Below are 23,456 nucleotides of genomic sequence, written 5' to 3' on the forward strand. Positions count from 1 at the left end.
AAACCGACCAGACTCTTTAGCAAGTTTTTCTCTAAGCAGCTCCACTTCCATGGCGTCAAGCTCATTTGCTTCGTCTTCCAGAATGCCCGAGCGCCAATGTCCAATTAAATCCAGGCTAATCCCCCCGGCAGCCTGATTCCAAAGCAGCGAAATTTTGTCCCGGCTCGCAAGCCAAAAGAACCCTTTACTTCGATAAATTTGCCGTCCAAGATACTGCTGGCAGGTATCCCACAGGCGTTGAGGATGAAATGGGCGATCGTCTTTAATGACTCTCGTTGCCAGGTTATAGGGTCGCTCATCCCGGGCTTCGACTTCCAGAACAGGTTTCAGCTCTTTGATCAATTTTGCAACTCTGTGGTAGTCATAGTCAGGTAACACCGTCACGTCATCAATAGCAAGGTTGCCCCAGGGGACAGAAATGACAGATACGTAGGGATTAAACTGCTGAATAGCATGGGCTATGGTTCGAATGTCACTTTTTTCGATACGGTCAACTTTTGTTAGCAACAAGTGGCTAGAGAACATAATTTGTTCGACCAGCAAATTTGTTGTATCGCGCTTTTCATGCTGCAAATTATGCTGCATTACCGGAAAGATTTGTTGTCCGTAGTTGTAGTCCTGGGCGAGCATGGCACTATCGACGAGCGCAAGTACACCGGTGAGCCTCAGGTTTGGTTGTGATTTGAAAAACTCAATGAGTGGCATGGGATGACAGCTTCCTGATGTTTCTATCAGTATCAAATCTGGCTGGTGATTCGACAACATATTCCTCAGTACCTGCCCGAGCTTTTTTATACCTTTTTTGCTGCTTAAGACGCAATCGTATATGGTTTCAAAGGTGTGATCTTCTTTTTTAACAAACTCTATGTCGGCAATCAATTCTCCATCCACATCGAGCTCACTCATATCATTCACAATAACGCTAACAGACACTTTTTCTTTGAACGACTGAATAAGCAGGCTTCTCAAAAGGGTTGTTTTGCCTGAACCAAGAAATCCGTTAATAATTACAACCGGAATTTTCTTTTGTAAACTGATTGGATTTTCCTGGGAGTTGGGGGTCATCCTGTTTTTTATCTCTGCCTTTAAATTGAATACCTGTAATTCCAGGCAATACGTAATCGATGGATAGAAATAAACACTGTATATTTCTATTGCGGCATTTAGAGATTGTGAAGATGCAATCCCAACAGTCTCTTAGCGCCTAATGTACCCAATACCTCACGTTGCTGCATAGTGTATGTAAGACCGGGTATACAAATGGGTTTTACTTATAAAGCAAAGGGTATGTTCAGCCAACGAGGCGAATGGCATCATGCACCACGCCAAAGATGGTATATAGCAACTCCCTGGCTTCTCGGCTGTCTAGTAGTAAAGGACGCATCTTACCCGGGTACGTTGGATGCAGCAGGTGCAATTTCTGTTTTCTCTGCTGCATGGTCCTTGTTTTTTTCACCTGCACAGCAGCGTGCATAAACACAGGACAACCATGGAATCACACATGAAAAGACACGCCGACCGCGAGGGCTTGTATCAGCTACGCATGCAGGTTGGTATCGTACTCACCTTACTTCTGCTCATTGTACTTGCCCGATCGGAGATTTCTGGGAGTGAACAGGACGCACAATTTCAGGCAGCGGTGGCCTACATGCCCGTGATGCATGTGCCCCCAACCGTACTCGAGAAAAAGATCATACCGCCGGCCCCAAGTATACCAACCGTTGTTGCTGATGACGTTGTATTAGACGAAGAACTGACGTTTGATGCAGCAGCCCTCGATCTCGACATGACTGACATCGTAGCTGGGCCACCCCCAGAAGTAGAGGAGCCCGAATACGAGGAGGCGGGCTTCATTACGCTGGCTGAGGAGATGCCGGAAATCATCGGTGGTCTTGAAGCCATCATGAAAGAAATCCGCTACCCTGAAATGGCTAAAAAAGCCGGTGTAGAAGGGCGCGTGATTGTGCAGTTTGTTGTGCACAAAACCGGCGAATTGATAAACCCGTTGGTCGTTCGCAGTCTAGGTGCCGGATGTGACGAAGAAGTACTCCGCGCGCTTGGCAAAATGCGTTTCAAGCCGGGCAAGCAGCGCGGCGTGCCCGTCAGCGTACGGATGACCATTCCGATCAGCTTCAAACTTCGATAGCCTATACCACTATTGATTGCCTGCAAGTAGCGGGCATGTGCGTTAAGCAGTTGCTAAACAGGGCGATATAAGCTTTAATGCATGTGCCCGTTATTTTGTACCGTTCAGGTACAGGAATGGACTAATGCGCCAAAATACCTTGACACTTTCGAGTGATCTGTATACGATGTGGTATGTGTAAACAACAGGGTGACAACAATGGCAGAGCTACGTCTCAATCATTTTCTATCCGCTGTACACGATTATGAAAGCGCACAATACAAAGTCCTGGACGGATTACAACAGGCAAGAATGGCGTTTTCAAAAAACATTGTATACCCGTACCTGAGTTCACTTGTCAAGCTTTACGAGAGCTTGCAGCAGATTGTCTCGGGTATGGACATTGTCGAGCAAGGACTCCCGCGCCGGCTCGAAGAAGTTGACCTGAATACCCAAACCCTGCGCTACGAATACCCTTCACTCGACGGAGATCAACTCATTGTAGTGAAAGAACTGGTAAGCTGGAGTTTGCCACATATCCTGGACGCCATCGAAGAGGGGCGGACCATTTTTGAATTTGTCGAATCCCAATTATTTATCGGTGAAGTGGGGTTGATCCCTTCTTATGTCGAAGAAGGATACCTGCTGGTACCAGACCTGGAAGGCGCAAAGCTGCATATCTTCAAATACGATGTATCGTTGTTTACCGATGCAAAAGAGCGCTACCGCAGCTTGCGTACGGCACACGTGAAAACGCTACCCCGCCGGCTTGTCATGCGGTCACCTCACAGTATTAAACTGGAGCTCATCGAAGAAAACCGGGAATTACCAAATCCTGCAACTTACATGTGCGACCTGGATATTGCCTTCCCATACGAAGAAACGGTGCTGCCTATTGCCAAGCGCAAACTCATGCGGCATTTGTATACCCAGGGCGGATTGGCCTAACACACTAGGCGAAATGTCTTATAATCTGCTGTGCAGCAGCTTCCCCTGATTTTGCCGCATCTCCTACTGAAATGCCGTTTTTGTAGTTACCGGCAAAGAACAACCCTGGATAACTGTCTTCCAGGCTTGCGATAAGTTCTTTAACACGTCCGTATCCCATGTTGTACTGGGGAATGGCGTTGGGCCAGGGGATTAGTTTGGTAAACACGGGGTTTCCAGATACCCCAAGCATATGGTGCAGGTCATCGAGCACGAAGTCGAGGATCAATCCATCGTCGAGGCCGCACAGATCGCCTTTTCTTGCGCCACCAACCAGTGTTGTGAGCAATACCTGTCCGTTTGGTGCCCGGTTCGGGAAAACCATGGAGGAGAAAATGGTACCCAGAATACGTGCGCCCATTTCTTTTCCAGGCACCAGCATCCCAAAGCCATCCAGGGGATGTTGTACATCTTCCTTGTGAAACCCAAGCGCAAACACGGTCACAGGAGGATAGGTCACGCGAGCGAAGGGCTGCAAGTCGATTGGCAACCCGGTAAAGCAGGGCAGGGCAGCTGGCAAAGGCAACGTGTTTAATACGGCGTCAAAAGCCTTTGCGTGTCCCTGATCGGTTGTGACTGTCCATTTACCCTGCTGCAGCGTGACGCGTGAGATGCGGCAGTTTAGTTTAATAGATGATTTGATTGGCGCAGCAAGTGCGTGCGGGAGCATCTGCATTCCTTCGGTAAACGAAAAGATCATGCGCTTTGTGGGTTGTATATCGTGTGCTGATTGCCGGCTTGCGCGCAGGCCTTTGAGCAAGGATCCGTGTTTTTGCTCCAGATTATGAAGGGTAGGGAAGGCATGCTGCAGGGATAACGCAGCCGGATCTCCAGCAAAAATACCCGTTACAAAAGGATCTACGGCGTAGTCAAGGATCTCCTGGCCGAGCCGGCGTTTAAAAAAGGCTGCCACGCTTTCTTCGCCAGCATCTTTGCGCTTGCTTTTGAAAGGCTCTTTCAGCAGGCCCAGTTTGGTGCTTATTGAAAAAAACCGGCTGCGCAACAACGCCGGCGGAGACATCGGCAAGGCGTGTGGTGTGCCACCTCGTACAACAAATCGCTTTTTTGCTTTTGAGGAAGCGAAGACCCGCGCGTTATTGAGACCAGTTTCTTCGATGAGCTGGTTGAGTAACGGGGTTGTCGATTGTAGCGAATTGGGGCCATGTTCTACCAAAAAACCGTTCGCTAATGTCGTTCTGATTTTGCCTCCGACAACCGACTCAGCTTCGAAAAGGGTAAAGGGAATGCCGGCTTTGTCCAGCAAATAGCCCGCTATGAGCCCTGAAATGCCACCACCGAGAATTGCTACTGAAGCCATAAATCAAAAAATGTGTCTGGAATAAGGGTGTGAAAATGCGGCATAGCGTGTTTGTTTCAGCGTATTTGTCGTCCTTCTTAAAAAGGTTATCAATTTGTTGACACATTCATAACACATAATTATCAACAAATCTTAACAGAAAGCACATCACTGTTTTGAAACAATATAGGTGCCTTGTTCTGTTGACTAAGTAAGCAATTTTTTTGGTCCCCTATTCTACGGTGAGTGAGTTATGGCTACAAGCAGCATGAACGAAAACTGGAACTACGTCAAAGATCAAATCGCAGCGATCTGGGTTGACGCTGAATTTGATGATGCTGAGCTGAAAAAAGCCCGGGGCAATCTCCGCAAGATGGTTTCTCTGATTGAAGAGAAAACTGGTGAATCACCCATGGAAATTCGCCAGAAAATGAGTGCTATTTTCTAGTCTACTTGGCTCTGTCACGCCAGGCGTACAAATTTAAAGGCTGTTTCCTTCGGGGATCAGCCTTTTTTTGTGAACGTGAACGGGACATCAGCGTTAGAGAACGCTATTTATACCTGCAACCTGTAATTCTACATGTCCATGATCGGGAATCTGGCCCCAGTAACATCGAAATCATACCAAGAACGCCAGGACCGCTACCAGGCACTTCTCGCTGAATTATATGAGAAAGCGGACGAAGTGAAACTGGGCGGCGGCAAAACACGCATCGATCGAGAACATGAACGGGGCAAGCTAACGGCCCGCGAACGGATTGCAGCGTTACTGGACGATGAACGCGATTTTACAGAGATTGGTTTGTTTACCGGATACGGGATGTATGAAGCAGAAGGAGGCTGTCCATCTGGTGGCACGGTGATGGGGTTGGGCAAAGTGAGTGGACAGTTATGTATGATTGTAGCCAATGACGCCACGGTAAAAGCCGGCGCGTGGTTTCCGATTACTGCCAAGAAAAACCTGCGCGCGCAAGAAATTGCCCTCGAAAACAACCTCCCGATTATCTACCTCGTCGATTCTGCTGGCGTTTACCTACCTATGCAAGACGAGATCTTCCCGGACAAAGACCACTTCGGCCGCATCTTTCGAAACAATGCCATTATGTCGAGCCGGGGCATTCCGCAAATTGCGGCCATTATGGGCAGTTGTGTTGCTGGTGGGGCGTACCTGCCCATCATGAGTGATGAAGCCCTTATTGTCAACGGGACTGGCTCTGTGTTTCTGGCCGGCCCGTTTTTGGTAAAAGCTGCTATCGGCGAATCTGTTGGCAAAGAAGAGCTCGGTGGAGCTGAGACAACAACAGAAATTTCTGGGATCACAGATTACAAAGTTGATAGCGACGAAGAATGTTTACAGGTCATTCGCGATATCGTTGCCCATCTTGGACCGCGCGACCGGGCCGGATTCAAACGCGTTGACCCGGTAGAACCCAAATTCTCGGCTGATGAGATTTACGGCCTTATTCCGGAAGCCTCGAACCAGCCCTATGACATGCAAGAAGTGCTGTCGCGCATGATCGATGACGACTCCTGGCGCCCGTATAAAGAAGGTTTTGGCAAAACCATTATTACTGGGTACGCCCGCATTGATGGATGGAGCGTGGGCATTGTTGCCAACCAGCGGCTCGTGGTGAAAAGCAAAACAGGTGAAATGCAGGTTGGTGGGGTGATTTACTCTGACGCTGCTGATAAAGCTGCCCGCTTCATTATGAATTGCAACCAAAAGCGGATTCCGATTATCTTTTTCCAGGATGTTACCGGCTTTATGGTTGGCACTCGTGCTGAGCACGGAGGGATTATCAAAGATGGCGCTAAAATGGTGAATGCTGTTGCAAACTCTGTTGTACCCAAGTTTACGGTGATTGTTGGCAATTCTTATGGCGCCGGCAACTATGCCATGTGCGGTAAAGCATATGACCCAAGACTCATCTGTGCCTGGCCTTCCGCACGCATTGCCGTAATGGGTGGCAAACAAGCCGCCAAGACGCTCCTGCAGATCCAGGTATCCAAAATGGAGCGGCAGGGAAAAATTGTTTCTGAAGAGGATAAAAACGAGCTGCTGAATAAAATTGAATCGAGCTACCGGGAGCAAATGACCACCTTCTACGGGGCTGCACGCCTCTGGGTAGACGAAATCATCGACCCCGTTGCTACGCGGCAGTGGATCAGTACAGGTATTGAGATGGCTGACCACAACCCCGATATTCCGCCGTTTAATCCGGGGGTTATTCAGACTTAGTAGTTTCGAGTAAGGAGTATTGAGTGAGGAGTATTGAGTGAGGAGTATTGAGTAAGATAGCGCTGCTTTAGTGTACATCTGTGCCAATGCAAGCGCATCACTCGAAAATCGGCACTCGAAAATCGGCACTCAATTCAAGCCTCGCATGCGCGATGAATTTGTAGCTAGAGCTAGAGGTGATCAAGGCGACAAGCTATCCGCTTATTAAAGCCCTGTGGGCACTTCCTCAAAGGGTATACCTGCCCAATTCGAAGCCCCATGCAGTATCGGGGAAGATTTCCTGGGCTGCTGCCAGATCTGCCTGATCCAGGTTCGCCGGCAGGTGTACGAGGACCAGTTTCTTTGCGCCGGCGCGTTTTGCTATTTCTGCTGCCTGTGTAGCTGTTGCATGACCGGGGTAGGGACCCGTGGCTTCGTGGACGAGGATGTCTGCATCCTGTGCAAGCTTCACCACGCTCTCTGTTGGCTCGGTATCACATGAGTAAGCGACAACGCTATTGTTGATTTTACAGCGGATCCGAAAGCCCAGCGTTGGAATGCTGTGTACTACGGGCGCAGCTGTGATGTCCCATACCTCGTCCTCGAGCAACGGGCCAGATCGTACTTCGTGCCAGTCGAGTGCGGGCATGCCGGCCCAGCCGCTGGTATCGAAGGTGGCAAATGTTCGGCGTGCCTGGTCTAGTGCTTCAGGTGGGCCGTAGGCAGGAATGGGTTGTTTGCGGCCGGCGAGCCAAATCTTTTCCATAAAAAGCGGAAAACCGCCGACGTGATCCGGGTGGCCGTGGGACAGGATGAGGTGCTTCAGGTCAAGTGGGTTGAGGCCGGCAGCGAGGATACGCTGAACTACGTCACCGCCACAGTCGATCACAACGAGGTTGTCTTCGTGGGAAAAGGCCAGCATGGTGGTGGTCCGGTGCGGTTCGCTGTAGCCGGCTCCCGTACCAAGCAGGTGTAGAAAAGGCATAACTGTGCTCGCAAACGTGCGTTTTGATTCGTTAGACGCAGCCGGCGTACCTACTTTTCACGCAAGACGGTGAAGTCTACCAGATCCAACATGGCATCGCGGGCTGCAGATGGCTCAAAGGTAAGCAATATGTTACGCGCATTCTCTGCATGTGCGTGCATTTTTTCTTTGGAGTACCTGATGCCACCCTGGTCATCAACAAACCGTGCGACCGTGCGAATGTCCTCTTTGGACTTTTTCTTCTTCCGTACAATACGCATGATTCGCTTATAGTCTGTGGAAGCTGCTTCGCGCAGGGCATAGATCAGGGGCAGCGTCATTTTCTTCTCTTGCAAATCGATACCCAACGGCTTGCCAACGTCTTTGAGCCCATAGTCAAACAGGTCATCGCGTATCTGAAACGCAATTCCCAGTTCTTCTCCCATCTCCTTCATACGCTGTACAATCACAGGGTCGTCTGTTGCACTATTTGCGCCACAAGCGGTACAGGCTGCAATCAGTGAAGCTGTTTTGTCAGAAATTATGGAGAAATACGTCGCTTCGTCGATATCTAGCAGGCGAGCCTTCTGGATTTGGAGCAATTCCCCTTCGCTCATACGCTTTACTGCATCTGAGAGGATATGCAGGGCCTGGTAGTCTTTGTGATCGAGTGCAAGCAACAAGCCACGGCTCAGCAGAAAATCACCTAACAATACGGCAACCTTGTTTTTCCACAGGGCATTGATAGAAAACATGCCCCGCCGGCGGTCTGCGTCATCCACAACATCGTCATGAATAAGCGTAGCGGTATGCATCAACTCAACGAGTGCTGCGCCGCGGAATGACTTGTCGGATACAGAGCCACACGTTTTGGCTGCCAGCAACACAAGCAGGGGACGAATCTGCTTTCCTTTTTGCTTCATAAGGTATCGAATAACCTTATCGAGTAGCGAAATAGGAGATTTAACGGAGCCTTTGAAGTAGCGCTGAAAAGCATCAAGTTCGTCTTGAACGGGTGCCTGAATGGACTTCAGCGTGGGCATGGGAGTACGTGCGTGCTGCACGGAAGTTGGGGCTTGCTGCGTAGCTGTTGGTGCTGCCATAAGCTATTTTCAAAAATTTTTGAAAACTCTAAAACTATACACCGGACCAAAGAATAAGTTTAGGCGCCCAATCAATTTTTTATCCGAAACGGTAAGGTTTATTACGCAGCAAGTACAGGAAAAACGGCACCCCGCAAATGGCCGTTACGATGCCGATAGGCAATTCCTGGGGTTGAAGGATAGACCGCGAAAAAAGGTCGGCCCAGACCAGAAAAATACCACCGGCAAAAAAGGCAACCAGGGCAAGCTTGCGATGCAGCACACCAACAAGGGACCGCGTTGCGTGGGGGACAATCAGGCCAACAAATCCGATGGCACCGGCAGCGGCAACAAGCAGGCCCGTAATCAACGTAGCCATTCCAATGAGCAACGATTTGATACGTTCAACAGGAAGACCGAGGTGGTGCGCTGCTTCCTCGCCCAGCAACATTGCGTCCAGTGGTTTAGCAAAGAGAAGCAGAAAGGCCAGTCCGAGGCCACTCGCGAGGAGGGGAAGCAGTAGCATATCCCAACGGGCGCCGGCAAAGGAGCCAAGGAGCCAGAACATCACGGTTTTCATTTTCTCCAACTCTGGCGAAGCAAGCGTAGCAAAGGTACTTATTGCACCCATAAGGGCCGACATTGCAACGCCGGCCAGCAGCAATCGTGTGACATCGACGTGGGTACCGGTGCGCGCCACAAGATACACAACGAGCATGGTAAGCAGGCTACCAGCAAATGCAGCGAGCGGTAAGGTAAGTGCTAGTGACAATACGGGGGGCAGGAAGCCCAGATAAAACAGGGAGGCACCAGCTGAGGCGCCGCTGGAAATGCCCAGGATATAAGGCTCAGCCAGCGGATTGCGAACCAGGGTTTGCATGGCTACACCCACAATAGACAGGCCACCGCCCACAAAAAATGCGAGCAGCACGCGGGGCAATCTGAGTTTCCAGACTATATCGAAAGCGTTTGGAGCAACGCCCGAGTCAAGTGGCAAGGAAAAGAGGCCGGCTTTCAAACTCAGTATTACACTCATTAGCGGCAATGGTGTGCTGCCTTTCGCCAGGCCGACAGCCATGGAAAGCACGGTTGCGCCGATGAGTAGCGGCAACAACAGGCTGTATGATTTGGAATGGGAAGCCGGCAAGTAGAATACGGATTAGGCGATACGCAATGGTGTTTATTCGAAAAGCTCAGGATGCATACAGCGCGCCATGGCTGTTATACCTTCAAGGAGCCGTGGCCCTGGTCTCAGGACCAGCGAACCGTCTACAGTACAAACACGGTCGTTTGCAAGTGCCGGCACGTTTTCAAAAGCCGGATGGTGGGTTAACAATTGTGCTGCGCCCTGGATGCTGCCTAATATTACGTCAGGCTGCGCTGTCAGTACAAATTCTTCGCTTAATATCGGTGATACAGCCGCCAGGGAGTCCGTCAGGCTCTTGCCGCCGGCGATGGCGATGGCCTCGTGGATGTAGTTGTCCCGGCCAAATGCATAAAGTTGGTCTGAGCCAATCAGAAAGAGGGCGCGGGTGGGTTTGACTGCGGCCGTTTTCTGTTGGATGGCCATGCGTTGTGCATCCAGCGCGTCCGCAGCCTGTGTTGCTGCGGTACTTCGATCTGTGATATCGCCAAGGGCACGCATCACCCGGGGAATGTCTGCCCATGATTTGAAAGAGAAATAGGCTATTTTAAGGCCCACGGAAGTAAATTGCTCGGCGTCTCTTGGGTTGTTGATCGCGTCTGTTGCAATGAGCAAATCTGGTCCGTATCCCACAAGCGCTTCAAAATCCATCGGATAGGAGCTGTAGCGGGGGAGGGTGTCTACCGCGGGTGGGTAATCATCGGCGAGGCTCACGGCAGTAACCAGGTCGCCGGCATCGATGGCGTATAGCAACTCTGTGAGGTTCGGTGCCAAAGAAATTACGCTGCGGGGTGGGTGCGGTAGCGTAATCGTATTACCCGCGTCATCTACAAAGGAAAACGAGTTCCCGGTATCCGGTGCTTGTTGGGGGGCTGGCCCACAGCCGGTGAGCAACAGCAGGCAGTATAAGAGGCATCTTAGGTGGGACATAAAACAAAGGGAGGTTAGGGATTGCGCGCGCATCATACTTAACCGTGCTGTACCTTTCGGTTCCCCCCCTTAGCATGGGCAGTGATATGAGAACGGCAGTTATTCTAAATCCTGCAGCCGGCAATGGCCGCGCGGGAGCGTTACAGCAAAAATTAGCCAGCCTTTTTGCCGCATCGGGATTGTCCGTGGAGATTTTGTTTTCACAAAGTGGGTCGCATGCCACAAAGCTCGCAAAAGAGGCCGCAGCATGGGCAGATCTGGTTGTTGCTGTTGGGGGAGATGGTACTATACACCATGTAGCAAATGGGATTGTATTGAGCAAAAAACCTGTTGCACTCGGATTAATTCCTGTTGGTACGGGAAATGATTTTGTAAAAATGACAGGTATCCCGGTTCATATAGAATCTGCAATAAAAATACTTGCGAAGGGGAAACGAAAAGCGGTAGATTATGGTACAGTAACGTATCAAAGCGCGCGCGATCAGAGAGCGCGTTGTTTTTTCAACACGCTAGGGATAGGATTCGATGCAGCAGTAGGTGATCGCGCATCTTCTTTTAAGGCGCTGCCCGGTTTTGGGGCTTATCTTGCAGCGCTTCTCAATACACTTTTTACACTTCAATATGCGGATGTAACCGTCACGTGTGATGGTGAAGATCGTACCCCGTTTTTTAGTGGACAGATGTTATTGTCTTCTGTGGGCAATGGCAGCACATCAGGGGGGATGTTCAAACTTACACCGCATGCTTCAATAGATGACGGATGGTTTGACGTTTGTGTAATAGAACGGATTTCCATACCGCGGCTATTGGCCAGCGTACCGCGTGTTCTACGCGGTCGCCACACAAACATGAAGGAATACCGTGCTACAACGGCAACGCGGATCCTGATTGAAGTGCTCGATACCATGAATCGGGTGGGCAAGAAAGGCGGCGGAGGTCTGCCGGTACATGCTGATGGTGAAATCCTCGCGCCTGACGTACGCCGGCTGGATGTCCAATTGATCGAAAAAGGCATTTCTGTAATTGTACCTTGAACCGGAATCAAATCCTGTGAAAAAAAGAATTTATATTGTTGATGATGAACCCAAGATTGGCGAGTTGTTTGTAAACGTCCTCAACAGGGATGGTTATGACGCACAATCCTTTGTGAGCCCGCAAGCGCTGCTAGATCGTGTGGAGCAACAAGAAGGGCCTGATCTGATTCTTACCGACCTCATGATGCCCGAAATGAACGGCATTGAATTGATTGAGTCGCTTCAGGATCGGCAAAAACTGTTGCCCGTGATCATCATGACTGCGCATTCGTCTATTCAGACGGCCGTAGATGCCATGCGGCACGGCGCCTTTCATTATTTACAGAAACCGGTGAACCTGGAAGAAATGCGTACCCTGATCAGCAAAGCGCTGAACATGTACGACATGAAGCCGGAAAATAAGGTGCGTCGCACCAAACAGCAGGCGAAGTATCCTATTTCAGGATTGCTAGGTGATAGCCCTGCCATTATCAAGGTGCGGCAAACGATTGAGACCCTGAAAGATGTACCCAATACAACCGTTTTGATCCGTGGGGAAACAGGTACCGGAAAAAACCTGGTTGCAAAGACCATCCATTCCAATTCCGTTTACAACGCCGGCGCCTTTGTTGAAATTAACTGTGCAGCACTGCCTGACAACCTGCTTGAGGCGGAACTGTTCGGGTATGAAAAAGGAGCTTTTACGGATGCACGAGACGCCAAGCCTGGACTGCTGGAGGTTGCAGATAGCGGCACGCTTTTCCTCGATGAAATCGACTCGATGAGCATGGCGCTGCAAGCCAAGTTGCTTTCTTTTCTGGAGAGCAGGACGTTTCGCCGACTGGGTGGTGTGGAAGAACTGCGGGTAACAACGCGCATCATTTGCGCTACCAATGCCGGGCTCGAAGAAAGCGTCGCCAAAAAGGAGTTTCGCCGCGACCTGTTTTACCGCATCAATGTGGTTAACCTGCATTTGCCACCACTGCGCACCATGAACAAAGACATGTTGGCCATTGCGGAGAGCCTGCTGTCACATTTTAATGAAGAGTTTGGTCGATCGGTGAAAAGCTTCACGCCGGCTGCGCAGGACAAACTGTGTGCCCATACCTGGCCAGGGAATGTCCGCGAATTGCGCAATGTGCTCGAACGCGCCATCATTTTCACCAGCAAGGAAATCATGGATGAAGATGAACTGGAAATTGCATCGCCATCTGATTTTGTCGACTGGGGAGATGCAAGCGGCCTCTTTCGCTTTGAAAGTGGCGGAACGCTTGAAGACCTTGAAAAACAGTATATCCGCCACATCCTGGAAACGAGTGATTCCAGTTATGCAGAAGTGGCCCGGGTCCTGGGAATCTCCAAAAAAACGCTCTGGGAGAAACGGAAGCGGTATAGTCTGGATGAAGAAGAAAAAAATCTGGCTGAAATAACAGAATAAAGTGCAACTTTAAGCCGTTCTGCATAGTGAATAAGCCGGCTGATTTTACAATCCTGCTGCAGGCCGTTTTATGTTCTGGGTTGTGTGTTGTAACTTCCGTCGGTTCGCCGAAAAAACACTGCGCTAAATTTGAGCAGGTGTTAGCCGGCGTTTCCCATCAGGCGACCCGCTCTTGACGCGTAATCATCCAATCCGATGAAATTATCTCACTACCTATCTTTCTTAGTATTTGCCCTCGTTTTGTCAGCATGCTCTGGCGCTGGTGGAACGGTGGTTGAAGAGCCGGGCAATCGTGCACCTACGTTTGAAGATGTTTTGCGGGAGTTGCCTGCCAGCGAAACGTTTGATGAAGCTTCGTATCCAACCGAAGCGCCAATAGTTGATGTTGAAGTTGTGCACGACGTGCCTGAAGCGTTGTTGACCGGCAGTGTTGGACAGAACCTCTCTGGTTCGCAGCAGGGATGGCGCATTCAGGTTGTGTTTGCCCGTGAAAAAGCCGTAGCAGACCAGGCAGTGGACAATGTACACGGCTGGCTCTCAAGGATGCGCGGCGTTTACCCCGATACCACCGTTTTTCAGCAGCCGCTGCCTGTTTACAACGTTTACGTCCAGCCTTACTTCAGAGTGCGTGTGGGGGACTTTACCTCACGTGAATATGCAGAAGAACTACTGGCTAAGATGATTGCTGATTACCCCAAGGCATTTGTCGTTGTAGACCGCATCAACGTGCGTCGATAACGTCTCCGCTTACCTGAGGGCAGATTCCAGCGTGGTTGCTGCATCGGTTTTCTCATCCCGGTATTTAACAATTACGGGTGCGTAAAGGGAGAGACCGTGTGCTTCTCCAAAAGCGCTGGACGCTTTGCGCGTCCCGGGTACAACAACAGCTCCTTTAGGCACTTCAAGTGGTGCCTCTCCGGTTCGTTCAATGATGCGCTCCTGGGCGATGTCATAAATTCGCGTTGAGCCCGTCAAGATTACCCCAGGTGCCAGCACTGCCCGCTCCCGCACAATACAGCCTTCGTACACACCACAACCGCCTCCGATAAATACATCATCTTCAACAATCACAGGCAACGCACCAATAGGCTCGATCACACCGCCAATCTGCACCGCTGCTGAAAGATGTACACGTTTGCCAATCTGCGCGCAACTGCCTACCAGTGCATGTGAATCGACCATCGTGCCTTCGTCAACATAGGCGCCAACGTTGATGTACATGGGCGGCATGCATACAACGCCGGGCGCAACATAGGTGCCTGTCCGTATGGCTGAACCACCCGGCACAACGCGCACTTTGTCTGTCAGCTTGAGGGGTTTTACTGGGTAGGTGTCTTTGTCGTAAAACGGCAGGCCAGCGTCTGTGATTTCCACGAGCGCACCGAGCTTGAAGCCTAGCAGGATGCCCTGCTTTACCCAGGTATGGGCCGTCCATGTCCCATCTGCGCTACGCGATGCAGAACGAATACTCCCATTGTTCAGGCCATCGCGAACGGCTTCAAAGGCTTCCTGTACCGCAGCGCGATTTTCAGCGGTGATGGGTGTTGCGGCAAACGTTTCAACGCGTTCCTGGAGGGACATAAGCTGTTCAAATCAAATAAGACAAGAGCGGGCGGTAAGGTCTAAAAGTCGGCTCATACGCCGGTTGGGATCCAGATGTTTTTTACCTGCACAGATTTATACAAAAAGGGCTTGCCGGCACCTTCCGTATTTGATTTCCATTTGCGGGGGATGCCGTAGTTCACCCAAGTCCGCTTCATGTTGGCTGTTGATCGCATTTCGACCTGACGGCTGCCTTCTGCTGTACCAAAATACCACATGGCATCAACGTCTTCGTGTTCAACGAGGGTCTTGGTCAGGTGATCGCGGTCGCCTGTAACGATGTTGATGACGCCACCAGGTACATCGGAGGTGTCGATGATCTGGTACAAATCGGTCACTACCAGTGGCGCTGATGGTGACGGGATAGCTACCACAGCATTGCCCCGCGCAATTGCAGGAGCAACGAGCGATACAAACGCCAGCAAGGGATGGGCATCCGGGCACGCAATGCCGATCACCCCCAGGTAGTCATGATGGGCTACAACAACGCCTTTGAGCGTAGTCTCCTGCAGCGTACCACCAAACTTGTCTGCCCAGGCCGCATAGGTGAACAGGCGTTGTATGCTGAGGTCAACTTCTTTGCGCGCAGCTTTGTCCGAAACACCAGTTGTTGCAGCAATACGACCTGCGAGCTCTGTTGCCCGTGGCGCTATGTTTTCTGCCAGATAATACAGGACCTGGGCGCGGTTATGGGGCGTGCGATCTGCCCAGCCGCGCGCTGCATGGGCAGCTTCAACGGCATTTCTTATGTCTTTACGATTGCCGTCGCCTACCAGGCCGATTAGCTTCCCGTCGGGCGCACATACGTGCCGGCTATAGCTGCCATCAGGGCGGGATTGTTTGCCGCCGATATACATTTTTGCCGTCCGGTCGATGGCATCATCTGTGGCGGCAAGTAGTCTTTCCGGGCGCTCTAAGATATAGGAGCCCCACGTATCTTTAGCCGCTTTGCCGTTTGACGCTTTTTTCGGGGTTTCAGGTTTTGGCCGGCTGGCCCACGTTGGCCGTACGTACTCATACAACCCTTCTTTCCCGCCTTCGCGCCCAAAACCGCTTTCCCGATAACCGCCAAAGCCGGCAGCTCCATCAAACAAATTTGTACAATTGACCCAGACGCTGCCCGCCTTTATGCGATGGGCCACTTCAAGGGCAACGTTGATATTTTCCGTCCATACACTCGCCGCAAGGCCATAGCGCGTGTTGTTTGCAAGCTTGATACCTTCAGCGGGTGTGCGGAACGTCATGGCGGCCAGTACGGGTCCAAAGATTTCTTCCTGGGCAACCGTTGACGCTGGCTCGACATTGGTGAGCAGGGTCGGAGGATAGTAGCACCCACCTTTTGGTATTGCAATGTCGGGCTGGAAAATGTCTGCCCCTTCTGCAGCTGCTTTTTTTACCCATCCATCGATGGTTTTATGTTGAATGGGATCAACAACTGCACCGAGGTCAATGGCTTTGTCGAGACTGTTGCCCACACGCAGTTGGCCCATGCGTTTTTTTAGTTTGTCAATAAATCGCGGGGCGATGCTTTCCTGCACGAGTAACCGGGAGCCGGCGCAGCACACCTGGCCCTGGTTAAACCAGATGGCATCAATAATGCCCTCGATCGCTCCGTCGTCGTCTGCATCTTCAAAGACCAAAAACGGCGACTTGCCGCCCAGTTCAAGCGAAAGGCGTTTACCCGTGCCGGCAGTAGCTTTGCGGATAATCCGCCCAACCTGCGTAGAACCAGTGAATGCAATTTTGTCGATGTCTGTGTGGTTCACGATGCTGGCGCCGGCTTCATCGCCACCGGTGACAATGTTTACCACGCCTGCAGGCAAGCCAGCCTCAGCAACAATTTCTGCAAAGAGCAGGGCAGTTAGCGGTGTATATGGCGCTGGCTTGAGTACAACGGTATTGCCCATCGCAATGGCCGGGGCAATTTTCCAGGCCAGCATGAGCAGCGGGAAATTCCAGGGGATCACCTGGCCAACCACGCCGAGCGGTTTGTAGCCGGCCATCTCTGTGTCTATCAACTGTGCCCAGCCGGCGTGATGGTAGAAGTGGCGGGCAACAAGCGGGATATCGAGGTCGCGCGATTCACGGATGGGTTTGCCGTTGTCGAGCGATTCCAAAACTGAAAAGAGCCGCGCGTGTTTTTGGACACCGCGCGCGATTGCATACAGGTGCTTGGCCCGTTCGTGTCCGCTGGTCGACTGCCAGCCTTCGAACGCGTTTCGGGCCGTCTGTACAGCCGCGTCTACGTCTTTTGCATTTGCATCTGCGATTGCCGCCAGTTTCTCTCCGGTAGCCGGATTGCGGACTTCGATGGTGCGCTTCGATGCTGGCTTGTGCCAGGCATTACCGATGAAAGGTGTGAATTTGCGTTTATGCTGGTCGAGCCAGGCCTGGGCAAATGCGTCGGATTCCGGGGCGGGGCCGTAGGACATGGATTCAAAAAGAGCAGTGAGTTTCATACGATGCATTAACCCATGGGTTGGTGGTGACGGGCTGCGTAGCGTCCGGTGGCAAAATGAGAGAGTTGGCGTTCGATATCAGTCAGCAAGCTGCTGGCGCCAAAGCGGAACAGGTGAGTGTTAAGCCATCCATCTCCCAATTCTTCTTTGATAAGTGCAAGCCATAACAAGGCTTCTTTGGCTTTTCGGATGCCGCCGGCCGGTTTAAATCCAACAATCTGGCCTGTCCGCTCGTGGTAGTCCCGGATCATGCGGGTCATGATAAGGCCAAACGGAATTGTGGCGTTCACAGGCTCCTTGCCTGTAGAGGTTTTGATAAAGTCGGAGCCGGCCATCATGGTGACCTTGCTCGCTTTGGCAACATTCCATAGCGTCCCCAATTCGCCTGTGGCGAGGATGGTTTTCATGTGTGCATCGCCACAAGCTGCCCGCATTTCGCGCGTTTCTTCGTACAGCGCCTGCCAATTGCCTTTTAGTACGTGTTCGCGACTGACAACAATGTCAATCTCGCGCGCGCCTGCAGCAACAGAAGCTTCAATTTCCTTGATGCGCTGTTTAAACGGACTCTGGCCGGCAGGAAAACCCGTAGATACAGCAGCCACCGGGATATCGGTACCCTGCAGTGCAGCTACGGCATCTTCAATCCGACTGTGGTAAACACATACAGCGCCTACAGTCAGGTTGAGCTTGGCTATGCCGAGGGCTTCCACAAGGTCAGGCCGAAGCGGTTGCCGCGCTTTGAGGCAGAGGCGGTGGACGTTGCCGGGGGTGTCGTCGCCGGCAAGGGTGGTCAGGTCGATGCACGTAACAGCGCGGAGCAACCAGGCTGCTTGCCACTGTTTTTTGATCGACCGGCGACCGGGCAGCGAGGCCGCGCGCCGGCGGATGGCACTTGGGTTAATGTGTGTATTGCGCACCCAGCCCAGATCCAGTTCGGTGCCGGTATTACGCTCGATATGCGTGGTGGTCATAGAGATACGTTGGCAAATGGACGTTTGCCATGAGACCACGGGGATACAGTGGAGGTTTCGAATTGCTCTGGATGTGTTTCCTGTACATCAGAAGCAGTGACTTGCTGTTGAAATCTGCGTGGCATAAAACAATTGTATTTGAGCCTCTCATGCAACTTGTATCCAGCAACTGGCAAGTTCAACCCTAAACGTTTCTGAACCATGGGATGATTGATCGTGGTGTGTTCGTAATTAGGGTGAAAACAACTCACTGTGCTTGCATTGTAAACGGGTCTATGCAAAAGCGTGTCTATTGTTTTTGAATTGGCATACCGTATCATCCTGCAATCTGTTGCTTTTTCAAAATGATCGAAGACACTTCGCGCCCTGGTCACAAAAATCAAACAGAAGCCATGCAACGAACTTCTTCCAAGTTACACCGGCTAAACCGCGTTTACACCTTACTATGCTGCTTGTGGATGATCTTGCCCTGCGCGCTATACGCGCAATCGACGAATAGCGAAGTATTTGATTGGGTACGTATCAAAGTGGATAGTACCTTGAAAGCGAATGATATTCCTGCCCTATCTATCGGAATCGTATATGATGGGAAATTAGCGTACTTCGAAGGGTTTGGCACATTAGATCGAGAAAGCTCTGAAAAAGTGGATGAGCAGACGGTGTATCAAATCGGCTCCGATACGAAGAAGCTTACAGCCATTATCGTAAAGCACCTGGTACAGGAAGGGAAGCTTGATCTGGATGCTTCGATAGCAACGTACCTTGGTCACGAAGTGTCAGCAGACACTAAAGAACAATTGAGGCAAGTTACAGTACGGCAGTTGCTTCGGCACACAGCCGGCGTGCCATACCGTGCAGCCAGCAACAAGCGTATCGATGGTGATCCGATGCTGGTTGCCTACTCGACAGCAGATTTGTTGAAAGATATCAATGGGTTAATGCTGGCGTCAGAACCGGGGACTAAATTCGGTTATTCAAATTTTGGTTATGCCCTCATTGGGTATATTTGCGAGCGCGCTTCATCACAGACCTATGCTGCCTTATTGAAGAAATATGTAGCAGGAAAATATGGTTTGGCCAATACGTTTGTGCACCCAAGTCATCAGCAGGTGTCCCTAGTTGCAACACCATACAGGAAAGATGATCGCGCAATCAAATCCCAACCTTGGAACATGGGACGTATGACGCCGGCCGGCGGCGTTTACTCAAATGTACGTGACCTTTCCCTGCTGATGATAGAACAAATAATGACATACAGACAGCAAGAAAGTGGAGAAATAGAAGATTCACCACTCATATTGACAACTCATGCAGACAGCTCGCATTATGGGCTTGGGCTTGGTAAAACAGTCCGAGCGGGACGGACCTGGTATGGGCATGGCGGTGACCTGGATGGTTTTGCGAGCGCCTATGTGTTTTCGCCTGAATATGAAAGGGGACTGATTATCCTGACAACGAGTGGTGGTAGCTGGGTTGGCCGTTTGGAAAATGAAATCAAAGATGTACTTTTTAGATGAGCGTAATAGGTAGTAGTTTATGAAGCCTGAAACAGGCAAGCAAACTGGGTTTTGAATCCTGATCGTGTTGTTTTGACGCACCCAGATTTCGTAAAATAAACTATGGTATATCAAGCCTATGCACCCGACGCACCGGTGCTGACAGACGCGCTGGATGCTATGTTTTATCTCAAGGGTTACGCACCCGAACATGGTATAGAACGTTTGGTGCCCGATGCAAAACTTTCTATTGTTATTGAGTTGGATGGGCAGGAAAGGCATATTTATGACAACGCATCCCATCAACCGGTACAGTCTTGTACCAGGGCCTGGGTGTCAGGTATGCAGACTGGGTACATATCTATCAGTGCGCTCCAGCAGACGGAATTGCTGGCCATTCAGTTTAAACCAGGTACTGCACATCCATTTTTAAAGTCGCGACTTGATGCGTTACAAGACAAGGTCGTGCCGGCGGGTGATGTCTTTGGCGAAGGTATCTACGCGTTGCGGAAGCAAATCAAAGCAGCACCTGAACCAGTTGATAAACTCGAAACCGCCGCACAATGGCTGCTGGTCCAGTACGATGACGGCAGGCAAACAAACAAGGCTGTTAGTGACGCGTTGGCACAAATCATCGCAAATCCGGTAGCGCCAACGCTGAAAGAGATCATGGTGCAGTCGGCGTATTCAAAAAAGCATTTTATCGATCTGTTCAAAAAATACGTCGGCCTTTCTCCCAAAGCGTTGCAGCGGGTACTCCGCTTTGCTGAAGTAATGGCGCTTGTTCAAGACGAGAAAAGCATTCAATGGGCGCAGGTGAGCCTGGATTGTGGCTACTATGACCAATCACATTTCATCAAGGACTTTCTGCATTTCTCAGGCTTTAACCCACAGGCTTTTCTCGACGAAGACCATGACCGCCCCAATTTCTTTCCCGTCGATTAGGGGTGGTAATTTTTTTACAATACAATGACGGGCGAGACGGTGATTTTGTTAACTGAATCTCCGCACGAAGTCTCAATTAAACGTAGTTTAGCATGAAGGTCAGGGTATCAGGTATTTTAAGCACGCTGTTGCTGATATTTACTACCGGCACGGTCCAGTATTGTGCTGCACAGAAAAGTATGCAGGACGAGCAGTCTGAAATTGTTAGTCGGGTTGACAGTACAACTGCCGGCGAACTCATTCTCACACAAGAAGTTGTGATACATGCAAGCCTGGAGGAGGTGTGGGATGCATACACCACCGAAGCCGGCTGGGCGAAATGGAGCGCACCATTGGTATCCATCGACCTGCGCGCCGGTGGCATCATCCGAACGAACTACAATGCAGAAGGCACACTGGATGACGAAACCACAAATACGCTTTTCATTCGCAACTACGTACCCTACCAGCTCATAACGCTGCAGGCCGACATTGCACCTAACTGGCCTGAATTTATGAAATCCGATGCGGATAACCTGTACAACGTGGTGCTCTTTGAATCATTGGGCGAAAACAAAACACGGCTTGTGTCCCATGGCATGGGATACCAAAACAATGAGAAGTATTGGGACCTGATGGCGTTCTTTATTAAAGGCAATGAAATGAGCTACCAGAAGCTGAAAGAGGTGCTGGAGTAAGGTAGTAGGATACTGGGGCTGCAAACTGCCTTGCATGTCCTCACTTGTTGCATAAGAGACTGGATCCCGGAGCAGGTCCGAGGTGGCGAGTGGGCTGGAAAGAACAGCATTGCTAATCTGGCTAGGTGTTAATATTTTAGCACTTCACTCACCCCATTCTGATCTATGACGCTTTCGCTCAAATCAGTCCTGCTCTTTGCAGGTTTGGCAACTGCCCTTACCGCATGCACACCCAATACCGACGAACGCACCGCAGGTGTGCCGGCTGATTCTATTGCATCGATCGTTACCCTGGCAGCCCAGCAGTTTCTAGATACCACACCGCAGGCAGTTGGATTTTCCATAAGCGTGGTCGCGGCAGACGATATCCATAGTTTTCACTTTGGTACAACATCACCCCAGGGGACTGATACGCCCACGGATAACACAATTTATGGCATCGCCTCGGTAACGAAAACGTTCACCGGTGTGCTTTTGGCAAAGGCAGTGCTTGATGGCCGGCTAGATCTGTCGAGTGATATACGAGGCTATCTGGATGGTGATTATCCCAACCTTGCATACAATGGGCATTTCATCACGCCGGCACACCTGGTTAATCATTCATCCGAACTCCCCAACGGATTACCGGATCGACCGGAAATGCATCCCGAATTCGCTGGATATGATGGCGATGTATTAGCGTGGATGGATCACATGAAATCCGTGTATGCAGATTATGCTACAGAAGATTTTCTTGTAGATCTGCAAAGTGTCCAGCTTGATACCATTCCGGGTACGCGGTTTAGCTATTCAAACGCTGGGCCGCAGCTTGCCGGCTTCATGTTGGAGCGTGTGTATGGAGAGACCTATGAAGCCCTACTGGATCGTGTTATTTTTGAGCCGTTAGGCATGGCGCGCACCGGCATTACGCTTGATGCAGACGTAATTACAGGCTACGATGAGACAGGGCAAGCGATGCCGCCTGTGCTTGCCGCTTATGGCGCTGCCGGCGCAATTAAGAGTACAATTGTTGACCTCGGACGCTACGTGCAGTGGCATCTCAATGAAGATGATCCGCTGGTCAAGTTATCGCATACGCCACCCGGTGGCAGTGCGGAGGATCCTGCAGAAGGGTTTTCGCTTGGGTTGAATTGGCAAATGATGCGTTATGAGGGCGTGCGGCGTCTCTGGCAAGACGGCAATATCCCTGGATACAGTAGTCGCGTTGTTATGTATCCCGAATTAAACCTGGGTGTGGTTATTCTGGCAAATCAGTTGGATCGCTCAATTCCTGGGAAAACGAATGATATGGCAGATACTATTTTGGAAGGGCTCGATGCCCGTGCGTTTACAATCATGGAAGGGTTGTAAATAGAGTGGCGTACCTTTGATGTATCGCAAATCGGATCATGGCACAACACGTCGGATTTTCTGAATACCACTGCCTTCCAATGCGTACTTTAGTCGGGATAGATTTTTTCGGCAAAGGAGTGCAACCTGAACATGTACGATCCGAGAGGAAACGGAAAAGATAGAGACGTAGAGGCCGTGCAGTTTCACGAAGTTGCGCCGCCGGCGCAGTTGGCAGGCATCGTGCACCGCTTCCTTGAGTTGAAAACCCAGGCCCCGCTGCAGGAGGATTACCGTTTTCACGCGCTGCCAGACGTGTGTACCTACATGGTGTTTGACCAGCTAGAAACACAGGTAGCCGGCGTCACCGGATTGCGTACCACCTCCGAAGAGCTAAATCTGGGTAAAACCTTTCATTACGTAAACATCCGTTTTCTCCCTGGTGTGTGGCAATGTGAACCCGAGCAAATCAACTACGGTATGGTCGACGCACCATACACAGGCAGTTGGCCGCTTATCGAGATAAATACCCGGCTATCCAGGCAGCATGATCTTGCCGGCAAACAATCCATCCTGGCTGGTATTGTACAATGGCTCATGGATGCGCAGTTGGTCGCTGCCAATCCGATGGTGCGCTCTCGCCAGTCCTAGAGGCTCACCGTCAAGCAAGGCCTGCATGGGGAAAGGGGAGAGCCTCGTACATTTAGCTCCTATAGTGTCTTGGTTCGCGTTGACTTGAAGATTGGTCACAGCCGGTCAGTGTGTGTCTGCATTTGGTG

The 23,456-nt window shown here is 50.9% G+C and carries 22 protein-coding genes; 12 read left to right on the top strand and 10 right to left on the bottom strand.

Going from position 1 to position 23,456, the window contains the following annotated elements; all coding sequences use genetic code 11:
• Together AAF564_15105 and AAF564_15110 are read right to left on the bottom strand one after the other, a co-directional pair.
• Positions 1–1,065 (bottom strand): GTP-binding protein (locus tag AAF564_15105; protein MEM8486879.1); only part of this gene is annotated, 1,065 nt, incomplete at its 3' end.
• A gap of 226 nt (positions 1,066–1,291) precedes the next feature.
• Positions 1,292–1,438, bottom strand: a complete 147-nt coding sequence (locus tag AAF564_15110; protein ID MEM8486880.1) for a hypothetical protein — start codon at positions 1,436–1,438, stop codon at positions 1,292–1,294.
• A gap of 63 nt (positions 1,439–1,501) precedes the next feature.
• On the opposite strand from AAF564_15110, the gene AAF564_15115 reads away from it, so the two are divergent.
• Positions 1,502–2,146, top strand: a complete 645-nt coding sequence (locus tag AAF564_15115) for an energy transducer TonB (protein MEM8486881.1) — start codon at positions 1,502–1,504, stop codon at positions 2,144–2,146.
• Between the two features lie 198 nt (positions 2,147–2,344).
• Positions 2,345–3,073, top strand: a complete 729-nt coding sequence (locus tag AAF564_15120; protein MEM8486882.1) for a hypothetical protein — start codon at positions 2,345–2,347, stop codon at positions 3,071–3,073.
• Between the two features lie 4 nt (positions 3,074–3,077).
• Here the strand turns inward: AAF564_15120 and hemG are convergent, their stop codons facing one another.
• On the bottom strand, positions 3,078–4,430 hold the full coding sequence (gene hemG / locus AAF564_15125; protein ID MEM8486883.1) for a protoporphyrinogen oxidase: 1,353 nt from the start codon (positions 4,428–4,430) through the stop codon (positions 3,078–3,080).
• A 232-nt stretch (positions 4,431–4,662) separates the two neighbouring features.
• On the opposite strand from hemG, the gene AAF564_15130 reads away from it, so the two are divergent.
• Complete coding sequence (locus tag AAF564_15130; protein MEM8486884.1) at positions 4,663–4,857, top strand: general stress protein CsbD; 195 nt, start codon at positions 4,663–4,665, stop codon at positions 4,855–4,857.
• A 132-nt stretch (positions 4,858–4,989) separates the two neighbouring features.
• The gene (locus AAF564_15135; GenBank protein ID MEM8486885.1) at positions 4,990–6,648 is read left to right on the top strand and encodes an acyl-CoA carboxylase subunit beta; all 1,659 of its coding nucleotides are present in this window, start codon (positions 4,990–4,992) and stop codon (positions 6,646–6,648) included.
• Between the two features lie 226 nt (positions 6,649–6,874).
• Here the strand turns inward: AAF564_15135 and AAF564_15140 are convergent, their stop codons facing one another.
• The 4 genes from AAF564_15140 to AAF564_15155 form a co-directional block, all read right to left on the bottom strand.
• Positions 6,875–7,612 (bottom strand): MBL fold metallo-hydrolase, encoded by a 738-nt coding sequence (locus AAF564_15140; protein ID MEM8486886.1) that lies wholly within the window; start codon positions 7,610–7,612, stop codon positions 6,875–6,877.
• A 50-nt stretch (positions 7,613–7,662) separates the two neighbouring features.
• On the bottom strand, positions 7,663–8,634 hold the full coding sequence (locus AAF564_15145) for a polyprenyl synthetase family protein (GenBank protein MEM8486887.1): 972 nt from the start codon (positions 8,632–8,634) through the stop codon (positions 7,663–7,665).
• Positions 8,635–8,773: 139 nt separating this feature from the next.
• The gene (locus AAF564_15150; protein MEM8486888.1) at positions 8,774–9,820 is read right to left on the bottom strand and encodes an iron ABC transporter permease; all 1,047 of its coding nucleotides are present in this window, start codon (positions 9,818–9,820) and stop codon (positions 8,774–8,776) included.
• A 33-nt stretch (positions 9,821–9,853) separates the two neighbouring features.
• Positions 9,854–10,747, bottom strand: a complete 894-nt coding sequence (locus AAF564_15155) for an ABC transporter substrate-binding protein (GenBank protein ID MEM8486889.1) — start codon at positions 10,745–10,747, stop codon at positions 9,854–9,856.
• A gap of 86 nt (positions 10,748–10,833) precedes the next feature.
• On the opposite strand from AAF564_15155, the gene AAF564_15160 reads away from it, so the two are divergent.
• The 3 genes from AAF564_15160 (at position 10,834) to AAF564_15170 (ending at position 13,936) form a co-directional block, all read left to right on the top strand.
• Positions 10,834–11,781 (top strand): diacylglycerol kinase family protein, encoded by a 948-nt coding sequence (locus AAF564_15160; protein ID MEM8486890.1) that lies wholly within the window; start codon positions 10,834–10,836, stop codon positions 11,779–11,781.
• Between the two features lie 16 nt (positions 11,782–11,797).
• The gene (locus AAF564_15165) at positions 11,798–13,198 is read left to right on the top strand and encodes a sigma-54 dependent transcriptional regulator (GenBank protein MEM8486891.1); all 1,401 of its coding nucleotides are present in this window, start codon (positions 11,798–11,800) and stop codon (positions 13,196–13,198) included.
• Between the two features lie 195 nt (positions 13,199–13,393).
• Positions 13,394–13,936, top strand: a complete 543-nt coding sequence (locus AAF564_15170) for an SPOR domain-containing protein (GenBank protein MEM8486892.1) — start codon at positions 13,394–13,396, stop codon at positions 13,934–13,936.
• Between the two features lie 9 nt (positions 13,937–13,945).
• Here the strand turns inward: AAF564_15170 and AAF564_15175 are convergent, their stop codons facing one another.
• From AAF564_15175 to deoC, 3 genes are read right to left on the bottom strand one after another with little or no spacing between them, the layout of a single operon-like run.
• On the bottom strand, positions 13,946–14,779 hold the full coding sequence (locus AAF564_15175) for a 2,3,4,5-tetrahydropyridine-2,6-dicarboxylate N-succinyltransferase (GenBank protein ID MEM8486893.1): 834 nt from the start codon (positions 14,777–14,779) through the stop codon (positions 13,946–13,948).
• A gap of 53 nt (positions 14,780–14,832) precedes the next feature.
• The gene (locus AAF564_15180) at positions 14,833–17,259 is read right to left on the bottom strand and encodes an aldehyde dehydrogenase family protein (GenBank protein ID MEM8486894.1); all 2,427 of its coding nucleotides are present in this window, start codon (positions 17,257–17,259) and stop codon (positions 14,833–14,835) included.
• 8 nt (positions 17,260–17,267) lie between these two features.
• Positions 17,268–18,230 (bottom strand): deoxyribose-phosphate aldolase, encoded by a 963-nt coding sequence (deoC, locus tag AAF564_15185; protein ID MEM8486895.1) that lies wholly within the window; start codon positions 18,228–18,230, stop codon positions 17,268–17,270.
• 539 nt (positions 18,231–18,769) lie between these two features.
• Between deoC and AAF564_15190 the strand changes: the two genes are divergently transcribed.
• The 5 genes from AAF564_15190 to AAF564_15210 all read left to right on the top strand — a co-directional run bounded on the left by AAF564_15190 (position 18,770) and on the right by AAF564_15210 (position 23,328).
• Positions 18,770–19,747 carry a serine hydrolase domain-containing protein gene (locus AAF564_15190; GenBank protein MEM8486896.1) on the top strand — a complete coding sequence of 326 codons (978 nt, stop codon included), beginning with the start codon at positions 18,770–18,772 and terminating at the stop codon, positions 19,745–19,747.
• A gap of 102 nt (positions 19,748–19,849) precedes the next feature.
• Positions 19,850–20,671 (top strand): AraC family transcriptional regulator, encoded by an 822-nt coding sequence (locus AAF564_15195; protein ID MEM8486897.1) that lies wholly within the window; start codon positions 19,850–19,852, stop codon positions 20,669–20,671.
• A gap of 92 nt (positions 20,672–20,763) precedes the next feature.
• Positions 20,764–21,348 carry an SRPBCC domain-containing protein gene (locus AAF564_15200; GenBank protein MEM8486898.1) on the top strand — a complete coding sequence of 195 codons (585 nt, stop codon included), beginning with the start codon at positions 20,764–20,766 and terminating at the stop codon, positions 21,346–21,348.
• Positions 21,349–21,513: 165 nt separating this feature from the next.
• On the top strand, positions 21,514–22,698 hold the full coding sequence (locus tag AAF564_15205) for a serine hydrolase domain-containing protein (GenBank protein ID MEM8486899.1): 1,185 nt from the start codon (positions 21,514–21,516) through the stop codon (positions 22,696–22,698).
• A gap of 132 nt (positions 22,699–22,830) precedes the next feature.
• Positions 22,831–23,328 carry a DUF6597 domain-containing transcriptional factor gene (locus AAF564_15210; GenBank protein MEM8486900.1) on the top strand — a complete coding sequence of 166 codons (498 nt, stop codon included), beginning with the start codon at positions 22,831–22,833 and terminating at the stop codon, positions 23,326–23,328.
• Positions 23,329–23,456: the final 128 nt, after the last annotated feature.

The organism is Bacteroidota bacterium (genome assembly GCA_039111535.1).
Taxonomy (GTDB): domain Bacteria; phylum Bacteroidota; class Rhodothermia; order Rhodothermales; family JAHQVL01; genus JBCCIM01.